The 12,007-nt window shown below is 64.0% G+C and carries 17 protein-coding genes, 1 tRNA gene and 1 pseudogene; 5 read left to right on the top strand and 14 right to left on the bottom strand.

The annotated features are described in order from the left end of the window. The first annotated feature begins 10 nt into the window (after positions 1–10). Complete coding sequence (locus tag OU996_RS12075; protein ID WP_267581855.1) at positions 11–547, top strand: hypothetical protein; 537 nt, start codon at positions 11–13, stop codon at positions 545–547. 200 nt (positions 548–747) lie between these two features. On the opposite strand, the gene OU996_RS12070 is transcribed toward OU996_RS12075, so the two are convergent. From OU996_RS12070 to OU996_RS12040, 7 genes are all read right to left on the bottom strand, one after another. Beyond that, positions 748–2,070, bottom strand: coding sequence for a PQQ-dependent sugar dehydrogenase (locus OU996_RS12070; RefSeq protein ID WP_267581854.1), 1,323 nt, complete (start codon positions 2,068–2,070; stop codon positions 748–750). Positions 2,071–2,239: 169 nt separating this feature from the next. Continuing rightward, the gene (locus OU996_RS12065) at positions 2,240–2,545 is read right to left on the bottom strand and encodes an alkylphosphonate utilization protein (protein ID WP_267581852.1); all 306 of its coding nucleotides are present in this window, start codon (positions 2,543–2,545) and stop codon (positions 2,240–2,242) included. 87 nt (positions 2,546–2,632) lie between these two features. Then, positions 2,633–4,465 (bottom strand): dihydroxy-acid dehydratase, encoded by a 1,833-nt coding sequence (gene ilvD / locus OU996_RS12060; protein ID WP_267581851.1) that lies wholly within the window; start codon positions 4,463–4,465, stop codon positions 2,633–2,635. Between the two features lie 87 nt (positions 4,466–4,552). Beyond that, positions 4,553–5,185, bottom strand: a complete 633-nt coding sequence (locus OU996_RS12055) for a TPM domain-containing protein (protein ID WP_267581850.1) — start codon at positions 5,183–5,185, stop codon at positions 4,553–4,555. Next, complete coding sequence (locus tag OU996_RS12050; RefSeq protein ID WP_267581849.1) at positions 5,185–5,982, bottom strand: TPM domain-containing protein; 798 nt, start codon at positions 5,980–5,982, stop codon at positions 5,185–5,187. The genes OU996_RS12055 and OU996_RS12050 overlap by 1 nt, the downstream gene beginning before the upstream one ends. Before the next feature lie 19 nt (positions 5,983–6,001). Continuing rightward, entirely contained in the window at positions 6,002–6,559 is a 558-nt protein-coding gene (locus OU996_RS12045) for a LemA family protein (protein ID WP_420712761.1), read from the bottom strand. Positions 6,560–6,612: 53 nt separating this feature from the next. After that, a complete protein-coding gene (locus OU996_RS12040) occupies positions 6,613–6,744 on the bottom strand; it encodes a hypothetical protein (RefSeq protein WP_267581847.1) in 132 nt (43 codons plus the stop codon). Positions 6,745–6,906: 162 nt separating this feature from the next. Between OU996_RS12040 and OU996_RS12035 the strand changes: the two genes are divergently transcribed. Further along, positions 6,907–6,982 (top strand) — tRNA-Ile (locus tag OU996_RS12035). 152 nt (positions 6,983–7,134) lie between these two features. Here the strand turns inward: OU996_RS12035 and OU996_RS21445 are convergent. From OU996_RS21445 to OU996_RS12005, 7 genes and pseudogenes are all read right to left on the bottom strand, one after another. Beyond that, a pseudogene (locus tag OU996_RS21445) lies at positions 7,135–8,055 on the bottom strand (site-specific integrase); the annotation flags it as partial. 71 nt (positions 8,056–8,126) lie between these two features. Then, positions 8,127–8,369, bottom strand: coding sequence for a hypothetical protein (locus OU996_RS12030; protein ID WP_267581846.1), 243 nt, complete (start codon positions 8,367–8,369; stop codon positions 8,127–8,129). 3 nt (positions 8,370–8,372) lie between these two features. Further along, complete coding sequence (locus tag OU996_RS12025) at positions 8,373–8,573, bottom strand: hypothetical protein (protein ID WP_267581845.1); 201 nt, start codon at positions 8,571–8,573, stop codon at positions 8,373–8,375. Continuing rightward, positions 8,570–9,292 carry a hypothetical protein gene (locus tag OU996_RS12020; RefSeq protein ID WP_267581844.1) on the bottom strand — a complete coding sequence of 241 codons (723 nt, stop codon included), beginning with the start codon at positions 9,290–9,292 and terminating at the stop codon, positions 8,570–8,572. The genes OU996_RS12025 and OU996_RS12020 overlap by 4 nt, the downstream gene beginning before the upstream one ends. 76 nt (positions 9,293–9,368) lie before the next feature. Then, a complete protein-coding gene (locus OU996_RS12015) occupies positions 9,369–9,800 on the bottom strand; it encodes a hypothetical protein (protein WP_267581843.1) in 432 nt (143 codons plus the stop codon). Beyond that, complete coding sequence (locus tag OU996_RS12010; RefSeq protein ID WP_267581842.1) at positions 9,787–10,005, bottom strand: hypothetical protein; 219 nt, start codon at positions 10,003–10,005, stop codon at positions 9,787–9,789. Before OU996_RS12010 ends, OU996_RS12015 begins: the two co-directional genes overlap by 14 nt. Then, complete coding sequence (locus OU996_RS12005) at positions 10,005–10,283, bottom strand: hypothetical protein (RefSeq protein ID WP_267581841.1); 279 nt, start codon at positions 10,281–10,283, stop codon at positions 10,005–10,007. Before OU996_RS12005 ends, OU996_RS12010 begins: the two co-directional genes overlap by 1 nt. 46 nt (positions 10,284–10,329) lie before the next feature. Between OU996_RS12005 and OU996_RS12000 the strand changes: the two genes are divergently transcribed. The 3 genes from OU996_RS12000 (at position 10,330) to OU996_RS11990 (ending at position 11,966) form a co-directional block, all read left to right on the top strand. Then, complete coding sequence (locus OU996_RS12000; protein ID WP_324290695.1) at positions 10,330–10,629, top strand: helix-turn-helix transcriptional regulator; 300 nt, start codon at positions 10,330–10,332, stop codon at positions 10,627–10,629. Between the two features lie 460 nt (positions 10,630–11,089). After that, on the top strand, positions 11,090–11,332 hold the full coding sequence (locus OU996_RS11995; protein ID WP_267581840.1) for a hypothetical protein: 243 nt from the start codon (positions 11,090–11,092) through the stop codon (positions 11,330–11,332). 211 nt (positions 11,333–11,543) lie between these two features. Beyond that, a complete protein-coding gene (locus tag OU996_RS11990; protein ID WP_267581839.1) occupies positions 11,544–11,966 on the top strand; it encodes a hypothetical protein in 423 nt (140 codons plus the stop codon). The last annotated feature ends 41 nt before the right edge of the window (positions 11,967–12,007 follow it).

Below are 12,007 nucleotides of genomic sequence, written 5' to 3'. Positions count from 1 at the left end.
CACATCTATCATGAAGCACATCATCATCGCTCTCCTCCTGAGCCTTGGCATGGCTCTTCCGGCGTCCGCCCAGTATTACGGCGGCGCCAGCTGGGGTGACTGGAACATGATTCCCCAGCGCTCCAACGGCAACCAGGTTTTCAATCAGGCCAGCCAGGCCGGCGCCCTGGAGATCTGGCATCACAAGGGCGGCACCGAGCTCGACAGCATGCAGCTGCGTTCGTCCATCGGGAAGCGTCAGGTCGAGCTGACCGGCGTGTGCGAATCGGGCTGCGGCCTCGTCGTGCTCTCGCTGCCCAAGAATCAGGTCTGCATCGGTCGTTCGGCCGAGATCGCGCTCCACGCCACCCGTCCGGTGGACGGTCTGCGCGGTGACAAGGCCGCTTGGGCGCTCGCCGACTCGCAGACCCGCGCCAACTACGCCTCGCTGCCGAGCTGGGCGCGTGAGAAGGCGCGTGCCGCCTTCGCGCCGCAGTCCCGCGACTGGGTGGTCTTCTCCCGCGGCGAGCTGATCGCCGCCGGCTACAAGCCCTGCAGCGGCAAGTGAGTAAGGCTCGCGCCATCATCGAGGGGCGCGACGCTTTCCTACCGGACCGACCGCCCTCCCCTTCATGGCGGTCCTGTCTCTCCTGACTTCCGCGGCATCCTCCCGCCGCGGCCGCCTCAACCGCCGCCCCCCTGCGGTTCAGGCATCACTTGCGCCGGCACCCGGTTCGACCGGGGGCCGGCGTCACTTTTTGCATGGCCTCAGGCCGGGGTCACCCGCCAGATGCAGTCGCCGACATCGTCGACCACCAAGAGCCCGCCGCGTTTGTCGACCAGCACGCCGACCGGCCGGCCGAGCGCCTTCCCGTCCACGCGGAAGTCGCCGAGGATCTCTTCCGGCGGACCCGCCGGCTTGCCATCCGCGAAAGGCACGAAGATCACCCGGTAGCCCGAGGGCGGGTTGCGGTTCCACGACCCATGCTGGCCGATGAACACGCCATTGCGGAAGCGCACGCCGAAGCGGTCATCATCGACGAAGGTAAGGCCCAGCGAGGCGGTGTGGCAGCCCAGCGCGTAGTCCGGCTTCAGTGCCTTGGCGACCAGATCCGGCCGCTGCGGCGTCACCCGCTCATCGACGATCTGCCCCCAATAGCTGTAGGGCCAGCCATAGAAGGCGCCGTCCTTCACCGAGGTCATGTAGTCGGGCACCAGATCGTCGCCGATCTCGTCGCGCTCGTTCACGCTGGTCCAGAGTTCGCCCGTCACCGGGTTCCAGTCCATGCCGACGGGGTTGCGCAGGCCGCCCGCGAAGATGCGCACCGATCCGGTGGCGATGTCCACTTCGAGGATGGCCGCGCGGTTCTCCTCCTCATGCATACCGAACTCGCCGACATTGGAGTTGGAGCCGACACCGACATAGAGCTTGGTGCCCGCCTTGTTGGCGACCATGCTCTTGGTCCAGTGGTGGTTACGTCCCGTCGGCAGATCGCAGATCTTCACCGGCGCGGCGGTGATGCGCGTCGCGCCGGGCTCATAGGGGAAGCGCACCACACTGTCGGCATTGGCGACATAGAACTGATCGCCGATCAGCACCATGCCGAAGGGCGAGGTGAGATTCTCGAGGAAAGGCGTGCGGATCTCCGCCACACCATCCCCGTCAGCATCGCGCAGCAAGGTGATGCGGTTCGCGCTCGCCACGCCGGAGCCCGCGCGCACCAGCACGAAGCCCATGGCCCACCAGCGCAGGCTGAACAGGTTCTTGGGCGTCGGCGGCGCGGCGGTTTCGGCCACCAGAATATCGCCATTGGGCAGTTCATAGACCCAGCGCGGATGCTCGAAATTCTCGGCGAAGGCCTTCACCGTGAAGCCCGGCGCCGGGCGCGGCGTGCGGCCCTTGGGCCAGCCGACCGCCGGGGCGATCTTCATGATGGGAATGAGCGTGGGCTTCGGCTTGGGCAGGTTGGGCGCGTCGCCATAGCCGGCGGTTTCCTCCAGCGCCGGCGCGCGGCGCAGATCGGTGAGGAAATGCGCGACCCCGGTGACGCAGGCACCGAGAAAGCCGCTGATCTTGACGTAATTGGCCATGGTCGCTCCACCTGTCGGGACGCGCCATCTGAGCCAGAGCATGGCGTGCGCGCAACTCCCCTTTGGTGGAGGGGGTGCACGCAGCGGGAGGTAATCGGGGGAAAACCCGCGGGTCAATATCGACCTCGCGCGCGTCAGGTGAGACGCAAGGCAAGGTCCACGCTGCCGTTCAGCCGCGCTTGCGGACGAACTCGGTGCGCAGCACCAGCCGCTTGATCGCCTCGTGGCGGCAATCGATCTCTTCGGGATTGTCGGTCAGGCGGATGGTCTTGATGACCGTGCCCTGCTTCAGGGTCTGCCCGGCGCCCTTCACCTTCAGATCCTTGATGAGGACCACCGAATCGCCATCGGCCAGCAGGTTGCCCGAGGCGTCCCGCACCTCGCGCGCCGCAGCGGCGGCCGCCTTTAGCTCGGAAGCCGGGCGCCACTCGCCGGTAGCCTCGTCATAGACATAGTCATCATCATCGCCGGCCATGGTCGCCTCTACGGTCGGGGGAAGGCTTCACAGCCGGAAGGAACGGGCGGGGCTTTCCAGCCCCGCCCGGCAGGGATCAGGTCCGTATCACGGAAGCTGGCGCACCGCGCCCTTGGCGGCGCTGGTGGCGAAGGCGGCATAGGCCTTGAGCGCCGTCGTCACATTGCGCTTGCGCGGCGCGGCGGGCGTCCAGCCCTTCGCCTCCTGCGCGGCACGGCGGGCCGCAAGTTCCTCATCCGTCACCGCCAGATGGATGCGGCGGTTGGGAATGTCGATCTCGATCGTGTCGCCCTCATGGACGAGGCCGATCGTGCCGCCCTCGGCCGCTTCCGGCGAGACATGGCCGATGGACAGGCCCGAGGAGCCGCCGGAGAACCGCCCGTCGGTGATGAGCGCGCACTGCTTGCCGAGGCCTTTCGACTTCAGATAGCTGGTCGGGTAGAGCATTTCCTGCATGCCCGGCCCGCCGCGCGGCCCCTCATAGCGGATCAGCACAATCTCGCCCGGCTTCACCCGGTTGCCGAGAATGGCTGAGACGGCATCATCCTGGCTCTCGAACACGCGGGCCGTGCCGGTGAAGGCGAGGATGCTCTCATCCACGCCCGCCGTCTTCACGATGCAGCCATCCTCGGCGAGGTTGCCGAACAGCACGGCGAGGCCGCCATCCTTGGAGAAGGCGTGCGCGGCGCTGCGGATCACGCCGGTCTCGCGGTCAGTGTCGACCTCGTCGTAGCGCTCCGACTGGGAGAAGGCGACCTGCGTCGGCACGCCGCCCGGCGCGGCGCGGAAGAAGTCATGCACGGCGGCGCTGCTGGTGCGCTTGACGTCCCAATGCTCCAGCGCGGCGCCGAGCGTCGGGGCATGGACGGAGCCGACCGAGGTGTCGAGCAGCCCGGCCCGGTCCAGTTCGCCGAGAATGCCCATGATGCCGCCGGCGCGATGGACGTCTTCCATATGCACATCGGCGATCGCGGGCGCGACCTTGCACAGCACCGGCACGCGCCGCGACAGCCGGTCGATGTCGGTCATGGTGAAGGGCACCTCGCCCTCATGGGCGGCGGCGAGCAGGTGCAGAACCGTGTTGGTCGAGCCGCCCATGGCGATGTCGAGCGTCATCGCGTTCTCGAAGGCGGCGAAGGAGGCGATGGAGCGCGGCAGCACGCCGGCATCGTCCTGCTCGTAATAGCGGCGGGCGAGATCGACCACGAGATGGCCGGCCTCGACGAACAGACGCTTGCGGTCGGCATGGGTGGCGAGTGTCGAGCCATTGCCCGGCAGCGACAGGCCAAGCGCCTCGGTCAGGCAGTTCATCGAATTGGCGGTGAACATGCCCGAGCAGGAACCGCAGGTCGGGCAGGCCGACCGCTCGATCGCCTTCACATCCTCGTCCGAGATGCGGTCGTCGGCCGCCGCCACCATGGCGTCGACCAGGTCGAGCGCCTTGGTCTTGCCGCCGAGCACCACCTTGCCGGCTTCCATCGGCCCGCCAGAGACGAAGACGGTCGGGATGTTGAGGCGCAGCGACGCCATCAGCATGCCCGGGGTGATCTTGTCGCAATTGGAGATGCAGACCATGGCGTCGGCGCAATGGGCGTTGACCATGTACTCCACGCTGTCGGCGATCAGCTCGCGCGAGGGCAGCGAATAAAGCATGCCGTCATGGCCCATGGCGATGCCGTCATCGACCGCGATGGTGTTGAACTCCTTGGCCACACCGCCCGCCGCTTCGATCTCACGCGCCACCATCTGACCGAGGTCTTTCAGGTGGACATGGCCGGGCACGAACTGGGTGAAGGAGTTCACCACCGCGATGATCGGCTTGCCGAAGTCGCTGTCCTTCATGCCGGTGGCGCGCCAGAGGCCGCGCGCGCCGGCCATGTTGCGGCCATGGGTGGTGGTACGGGAGCGATAGGCGGGCATGGAATTCCTCCAATCTTCTTGGCCGGGCTTATGCGCCGAGCCTCCCGGCCGCGCAAGATTTTCTCGCACGAAGCGCGTCGCGCCGCCTTACACGACCAGAGGCCGGTTCGGCAGCTCGTCCGTGTCGCCCGGCGCCGGCGGAATGTGCAGGGCGAGCAGCCGCCCGGCTTCCGCCACGCCCGCCTCGATGCCGTCGACCAGCCGCCCCTCGCGCGCGCCGACGAGCACGCGGGCGCACACATCCTCCCAAGCGGCGGTCCCCACCTTGGCGTGAATGGCCTCATCGGCCACCACTTCAACCCGATGCTCCGGCAGAGCGATAAGGATCAAAACCCCCGTACGATGGCGGGTTTGATGGATGCCGAAGCTCAGAAAATGATCGAGTGCCGCATGGCGGGCAGCGGCGCGCTCCAAAGCCGCTGGCACGCAGCGCCGGCCGAGCGGCGTCAGCGCGAGTAGTGCCCCCAGAACCAGAAAGAAAATACCCTGAACTGCCAATAATTTGGCCACGTCGAGCGGCAGCAGGAAGGCAAGCGGCCAGGGCGCCAGCAGCGCGATCACCGCCGCCCAGAGCAGCGCATGGGTCGCATGGTCGATGAGCGGGCGCGTCGACAGAACAACGCGAATCTCGCCCGCCGTGCCCCTCTCTGCCCGCGCCACGGCGTCGGCGATGCGGGACTGATCTTCGACGCTCAGCAACGCGTCCTCCTCCGCCGCCATCACCAGCTCCCCGACGCCCCGCCACCACCGGAGGAGCCCCCTCCCCCGGAAAAACCGCCACCGCCGCTCGACCAGCCGCCGCCACCGCCTGAGCGGCGGTTCCATTCCCAGCCGCTCGCCGCGCCCGCCGCCACGCCGCGCCGACGACCACGAACGCCGCCCGAACGGATCTGGCGGATCATCACGAACAGGAAGAACCCAACCATGACCAGCACGATGAGGATGTTGAGCCAGTCCTCGGCCGACAGCGCCGGCTCGGCTGCCTCCCGTGCCCGCGCCTCAGCCTCGGCGGGATCGAGATTGAGGATTTCGAGGATCGCAGCCACGCCGCGGCTGATACCGCCGGCAAAATCGCCCGAGCGGAAGGCGGGCAGGATGGTGGTGCTGATGATGGTGCTAGCCACCGCATCCGGCAGCACACCCTCCAGGCCATAGCCGACCTCGATACGCACCTTGCGCTCATTGGGCGCCACGAGCAGCAGCACGCCATTGTCCTTGTCGGCCTGCCCAATCTTCCAGTGGCGGAACAGGCGGTTGGCGTAATCTTCCACCGAAGTGCCCTCAAGCGAGGGCACCGTCGCGACGACAAGCTGGTCGGTCGTCTTTTCCTGCTGCGCCGCCAGTTCCCCGTCGAGCCGCGCCCGTGTCGCCGCATCGAGAATGCCGGCCGCATCGACCACGCGGCCGCTCAACGCGGGAAAGCTCAGCTCGGCGCGTGCCGAAGCGACGAGCCCACCCAGCGCCACCAGGGCGACCAGCAGCAGAACGGGAAATCGGAACTGGAAGGAACGGGCCATCGGCGTCAGCCCTCGGCGTTCAATTGAACTTCACCTTCGGCACCTGCATCTGTTCCTGCGAGACGGTGAAGGTCTCCATCGGCTTGTTGCCGCGGTAGAGCGTGTTCGCCCAGAGCACGCCGGGGAAGGTGCGCAGCTCGGTGTTATAGACCCGGACCGCCTCGATATAGTCGCGCCGCGCGACGGCGATGCGGTTCTCGGTGCCCTCGATCTGTGCCTGCAAGGCAAGGAAGTTCTGGTTGGATTTCAGGTCAGGATAAGCCTCGGCCACCGCGATCAACCGCCCGAGCGCGCTGGAGAGCTGGCCCTGCGCGCTCTGGAACTGCTGGAACTTGGCGGGATCGGTAATCGTGTCCGCGTCCACCTTGATGGAGGTGGCGTTGGCGCGCGCCTGCGTCACCTGGGTGAGCACGTCCTTCTCCTGCTGCGCATAGCCCTTCACCGTCTCCACAAGGTTCGGGATCAGGTCGGAGCGGCGCTGATACTGGTTGAGCACCTCGCTCCAGGCGGCCTTGGCCCGCTCTTCCTCGGTCGGAATGGTGTTGACGCCGCAGCCGGCGAGACCGAGCGCCATCATGGCGAGGAGAAAGGCGGCGCCGATCCGGCGCAGGGCGGAGGCGGGAAGTGTGGTCATGTCGGCAGCCCCATGAAACGCGCCGCGCAGGCGGCACCGCCACCCTTATAGGGCGCCGCCGCCGTGCCGGCCATGACGGCGTGACCGAACGACAGGTAGAGCGCGAGCATTGCGAAGGATACGTCCACGGGCTTCTACTCCCGAACGGAAGGCCGAGGACAGGTGACCGGTCCTCGCGACCACGCCGCCCTATCGGCGCGAATATTCGGGACCATGTGGACCGCGCCGTGCATTCGGTTGGCGCGGCAGAGCGCCTTTGCTAACGTGCCGCCGCGCCTGACCGGGCGCCGGGGCCTGTAGCTCAATGGTTAGAGCCGACCGCTCATAACGGTCTGGTTGTAGGTTCGAGTCCTACCGGGCCCACCAGCTTTTCCGAGCGGCTTTGATTTTCCATCGTTTTTCTCTCTTTTCGTCCCACTGGCGGGCGAGACGGGGGAAAGTGGGACAATTGGACGGGCCGACGCAGCGTCGAGACGGGCGAAGGCGTTCGCTGCCATCAGCTTGCGCTGCGCCTTGCGAACATAGATTTCGGCCGTCTCCAGCTTCGACCAGCCGAACACGGCGCACAGCTCGGACGCGGTTGCTCCACTCTCTGCGAGGATTGTCGCCGCCGCCTTACGGACGCCATGGGCAGAGCAATGCGGCAGGCCAGCCTCATTGCACCAGTCACGGAAGCGGTTGCCGAAGCTCTCCTTCGTGTACGGCTTGCCATGTGCCGACACGACGAAGGACCGCTCGCCGATAGGCGTGGCGGCAATGATCTTGCGCAGTTCGGCGCGCACGGGGATCTCGATACGGACAGGGCGCCGGTTGCGGTTCTTCTCCTGCGTGAAGGCGAAATAACCGCCGTCGACATGCTGCGGCCCAAGCGCATAGATGTCGCCGCGCCGCCCGCCTGTGTGGAGTAGAAGCGCCAGCGCAAGCCGTGCCATGCTGCCGATCGGGTGCGCGATCTCGAATATGCGCACTTCATCAACCGTCCAGGCGTGGAACCCCTCGCTCGAGGTGTTGATCTTCTTAATCCCACGCGCGGGATTGACGCTAATCAACCCCTCCGCCACGCACCAAGCGAAAAACGAGTTGAGGTATTTGACCAGCTTATCGGCTGCGCCAGGCGTGTCACGCCGCTTGTACTGGCTCTTCTCGATATCGGTACGGCGGAACGCGGCCAGCGGCAGTGGTCCGGCGTTGATGGCGTACCGATCCAGCACGCTGCGCTTGTCGCGCTGCGTCGCGGGTTCATGCCCCTTGAAGAGCGGCGACGCATAATAGCGGTTCAATGCCCACTGAAAGCTGCCATCGGGCACCCGCTCCAGCTTTGGCCGGCCATCCTCAGGAACGCCGCGCAGGGCGCGGAAGTATGCCGTCACGAAGGCGTCAGAGAGCGAGCCGTCTTCGTTGAGCGCGGCCCGGATACGCACCTTCTTGCGGCCGGGCATGCGCACATACCAGCGCACATTGCCGCGCTTGTCCTTGTCGCGGCAGAGATAGCGCAGCTCGACATCCGCCATCAGAGCACGCGGCCGTCCAACGGATTGCTCATCAGGGGTGCGTCGCGGAGCGCCAGCCAGTGGTCGCGGATTTCCTGAGTGTCCCAAAGCACGAGGGCACCGATCTTGTGGCCCGGCGGCATCTTTCCTTCCGCCACCCACGTGTCGAAGGTTGATGCGGAAACACTCAGGCTCGCGGCCGCCTCGTCACGGCGCAGAGCAAAGCGCGGCAATGTCTGCTCACGAAGAGAACGAGCGTTCACGCGTCACTTCTCCTTTTCGTCACGCAGCCGCTGGAGCGACTTGCGGTCCATCACCACCGGGCTGGTCTTACCGCCGGTGCCAACCTTCGAAAGGCCCGGCACTTGCCCTTGGGCCCGCAGACGGAAGAACGTCGCACGCGAAACACCCAGCTCGTGAGCGATGGCCTTGGTGCCGCGAATATAGTCGCCGGCACGTCCGCTCATGACGTGATCTCCTGGGGCGAGGAGCGACGGCGCGGAGCAATTTTCCTTTGCGCGCGCAGGCACCGCGCCAAATCGCTGACAACCTCAGCACCTATGCGAACCGTGAAGGACAGGCCAAATTGTGTTTTTTGAACTTCAGATTCTTCGTTCAAGCTAGAAAATATATCCGCCGGATCCTCGTCGGCTTGACCTAAGCTGTTGGCCTCATCAGTCAACCCATAGAACGTCAACGAAAGTTCGTCTTTATGACCTGCATTGAACCTTACGATGGCATGCCCATCCCAATAATCGGGAGCTTTCAGGATAATCTCTGACAGCAAAAAAACCTGTCTTGCATCTTCAGAGGCCAGTACGTATCCACCATCGCTCACGTTGCGAACAAGGCACTCGAGGAAATCTCCGAGGCTTTCCAGATGCCCCTCCAATTCGAAGCCTGCCAGTCGTTCGATAGGGTCCGGATGATCAGGCAGCGGCCCGACCAACTTGGCATCGCGCAAGACTTTGATTGCTCTCGGGGCTTTTTGCGCATTGGTGACTTCCGCCAGACCGAGCAGGAGGTTCACCACCTCGCGCTCGCCCATGTCAGAAGCGCCGTTTCCCCGTTTCGTTGTCGGAAGAAAGCCAGCCTCCCGTACGATGCGCGCGTAATGGTTCACCGCAGCGAGCCCACGCGGATCATGCTGCGCCAGTGCGTCCACCAAAGCGGGAAGTTTTGCCATTTCGGCCTCCGTGATTGTGTTTAAACCACAGAAAGCGACGCGCTGCAAGTTAGTGATTTTTACGCAGAATGGGCCTTTACGCCGGCAGCGGCACAGCCCACTCGCCAACGTACCGCCTCGCCTGCGCTGGCCACGCCCGTTCAACGAAGTTTCCGCCCCCGTCTTCCACCAGCCGCTCGCACACTGCGACGAGCCGCTCGCGCGCACCCGGAAGCATCATAAGGTCGACATAGGCCTCCAGAACCGGATCCATGTCGCAGTTGCCACCATCGCCCTCACGGAGGCCAACCTTTGTGCGGCCGGACCCCAGGCGGATCACCGCGCCGTGCCGCCGAACACAGTGGATGAACTCCGCCACATGCGCGTCGATGGCGTCGTCACCATGCCGGCCCGCGAGGCTCGGCTTGGGAATGGCCAGAGCCATCACACGAACCGGCGCACAGGCCGCCACGCCAGAGGTCAACGCCATCGCCATCACAGCGCCCTGCACGATCTCACGCCGCGTCATGTCCGACCTCCTCAGCCTTCATCTCGTCCAGGCGATCCATCGCGCTTTTGACGTGACGATCCACGTTGGCAAACAAGGCCGCCAAGGCGTCGCTCTGGTCGGTGTTCGGCACCATGTCGTCCGCGAGGAGCATGGCCGCCCTGATGATGTGGCTGGCAATGCGCAACTCTGACTGCGCACCTTCCTTAAGAGCTGCGAGACTCATCAGATCCTCTCCCCTCGGTAGAACGAGCCTTGCTCATTGGTGACCCATCCGACGGCCGGCTCCCCGTCCGCGTCCGGCTCAAGGTCGTCACGGTTGTCCTCGGCGTCGTGACCGTCCTCCGGTGGATCGTCCTCTTCGATGTCCGGATCACCGTCCATGTCGTCGAGCGCGGCGAGCAGCGCTTCCACAGCCCGCTCCATCCGGCGCCGGAGAGCCGTCGTCTCGATCAGCTCGAAACGCCGGACAGAGTTCGGGTGTTCGCGAACATGGGTGCCCATGCGCGTGCTCCTATGATAATGTGCCAGAGGCACCATTTGGTGTTCGATGCACATTATATGTCACAGGAACAATATGGTGACAAGCGCCCAAATTCGGATGGCTCGCGCTGCTCTGCAATGGTCTGTCCGCGATCTTGCAGAGCAATCCGGCGTCCACCGGAACACGATCACACGCATTGAGGCTGGCGCTGGGGCGCACGGGCCGACGCTCTCCGCACTACGGCAGGCTTTCGAGGCCGCTGGCGTCATCTTCGTCGCAGAGAACGGGGAGGGGCCTGGCGTCCGCCTGCGGAAGGACTGGAAGTCCGAGGTAGAGCACTCCCTTGGTAAGGGAGAGGGCAACTGATCCGATGTAATCGAGGTCAGGGCCTGCTACCGTCGGCTGATCAGGCTGGGCTATGCGAACAAGCCACGAGTCTGATGGGGCCGGATGCGCGCTTGCTACACAACCACGTCCGGCCCCGATTAGCCTTCATAGGCCCTTCCAACCGGTTAAGTCCTTGTTTTTGAACGGTCGGAAATTCGACCGCCGGAACTCGGCGGGTTCGATTTACACCTGCGCAATTTTGCGCAGGCATCCCGACCGGTTGATATGCCGAACTGACCGCGCTGGAGCGCGACGAGCAGGTGGGGCTGCGGGTGAGGCTAAAGAAGGCGCTTGAATGCAGCGCCTGGCGGTGCATTATCTTGGTGCCCATGATGCTGCGAACCCACCGCAGCGGAGGCACCAGCCCGGCGGACTCACTGACACCCGCCCTTGAGCTGGCAACGCATCGGTCAGCCATCCCATTGGGAAACGATGCGCTATGTCCTCGCTGAAGGTTCGTGAAAACAAGCTCCGCCGCCACCTCGCTAGGCACAACCACCGACTGGAGAAGACACCCTCCCGCCACTGGTCGAAAAGCTTCTATGGCGCGGGATACATGGTGATTGAGAACTACACCAACTCGGTCGCGCTAGGTTGCTTCCATCAGCCTTACGACGCCACACTTGAGCAGGCGGAAGCCTTCCTCACGCGATTCGTGGGCGGTGCGCCTGCGGCGGTCTAGGCTAGCCCTGCTGAATTTTGTGCAGGGGTTCACCTAGCGTTTGCCCTCTACTCACCCCTCAGGAGGGAACCACAGACTGAAGGGAGGGAAGCGTTACGATATCCGCATGATAATCGCAGGAGAGGAGACATCCTTCGCCGGCACCATGTTAATGGTCCCAAGCGGGACCATTTCGCTACAATGGCCACATGCAGCCCAACTGAGAGGATCCATGTTCATCGAAATTGCAAATACGCACATAAACCTCAATAACGTAAAGACGCTAACAACATATAGCGCAGGCACAAAGCGGTATATTCAGATCGATTTTATCGACGGCAAGAAATCCGAATTTGAAATAAACGAAAATTTTGCGCTGGATGAAGAAATATTTGATATCATTCCTTGCAATGAGGATTTCAAGATAGTCAATTTCATTGGAGGTAAAGACTGCGTCGGCAAAGACTGCGTTTGGGTAATGCCGGTTATCGCTTTCAAATACTATAAATCAAGCCCACCCATACCGATTGCATCTGATGGCGACGCAAGCGGCCGGTATGGAATTATACTTCCTGATGGTCGCGTTGATATACCGAATGATCGGACCGTCGATAGCCTCGACGCTTACATCGAATACTGCTTGAGTAGCATGTAAAGCAAATCACACTTGCACGTGTAGAAATCTAGCTACAACCA

This window comes from Ancylobacter sp. SL191, assembly GCF_026625645.1.
Taxonomy (GTDB): Bacteria; Pseudomonadota; Alphaproteobacteria; order Rhizobiales; family Xanthobacteraceae; genus Ancylobacter.
Note: the sequence above shows the minus strand (reverse complement) of the source record. Positions and strands in the feature narration are given on the sequence as shown.

What these genes read in the sequence shown, in the direction of transcription:
- ilvD (WP_267581851.1), bottom strand. Translation starts at nt 4,465, where the DNA reads ATGCCCGCCTATCGCTCCCGTACCACCACCCATGGCCGCAACATGGCC.
- OU996_RS12070 (WP_267581854.1), bottom strand. Translation starts at nt 2,070, where the DNA reads ATGGCCAATTACGTCAAGATCAGCGGCTTTCTCGGTGCCTGCGTCACC.
- OU996_RS12045 (WP_420712761.1), bottom strand. Translation starts at nt 6,559, where the DNA reads ATGATGGCGCTCGGTCTCGCCGGCTGCGGCGTCAACACCATTCCGACC.
- OU996_RS12075 (WP_267581855.1), top strand. Translation starts at nt 11, where the DNA reads ATGAAGCACATCATCATCGCTCTCCTCCTGAGCCTTGGCATGGCTCTT.
- OU996_RS12055 (WP_267581850.1), bottom strand. Translation starts at nt 5,185, where the DNA reads ATGGCGGCGGAGGAGGACGCGTTGCTGAGCGTCGAAGATCAGTCCCGC.
- OU996_RS12050 (WP_267581849.1), bottom strand. Translation starts at nt 5,982, where the DNA reads ATGGCCCGTTCCTTCCAGTTCCGATTTCCCGTTCTGCTGCTGGTCGCC.
- OU996_RS12005 (WP_267581841.1), bottom strand. Translation starts at nt 10,283, where the DNA reads ATGGGCACCCATGTTCGCGAACACCCGAACTCTGTCCGGCGTTTCGAG.
- OU996_RS12015 (WP_267581843.1), bottom strand. Translation starts at nt 9,800, where the DNA reads ATGACGCGGCGTGAGATCGTGCAGGGCGCTGTGATGGCGATGGCGTTG.
- OU996_RS12020 (WP_267581844.1), bottom strand. Translation starts at nt 9,292, where the DNA reads ATGGCAAAACTTCCCGCTTTGGTGGACGCACTGGCGCAGCATGATCCG.
- OU996_RS11990 (WP_267581839.1), top strand. Translation starts at nt 11,544, where the DNA reads ATGTTCATCGAAATTGCAAATACGCACATAAACCTCAATAACGTAAAG.
- OU996_RS12010 (WP_267581842.1), bottom strand. Translation starts at nt 10,005, where the DNA reads ATGAGTCTCGCAGCTCTTAAGGAAGGTGCGCAGTCAGAGTTGCGCATT.
- OU996_RS12000 (WP_324290695.1), top strand. Translation starts at nt 10,330, where the DNA reads ATGCACATTATATGTCACAGGAACAATATGGTGACAAGCGCCCAAATT.
- OU996_RS12065 (WP_267581852.1), bottom strand. Translation starts at nt 2,545, where the DNA reads ATGGCCGGCGATGATGATGACTATGTCTATGACGAGGCTACCGGCGAG.
- OU996_RS11995 (WP_267581840.1), top strand. Translation starts at nt 11,090, where the DNA reads ATGTCCTCGCTGAAGGTTCGTGAAAACAAGCTCCGCCGCCACCTCGCT.
- OU996_RS12025 (WP_267581845.1), bottom strand. Translation starts at nt 8,573, where the DNA reads ATGAGCGGACGTGCCGGCGACTATATTCGCGGCACCAAGGCCATCGCT.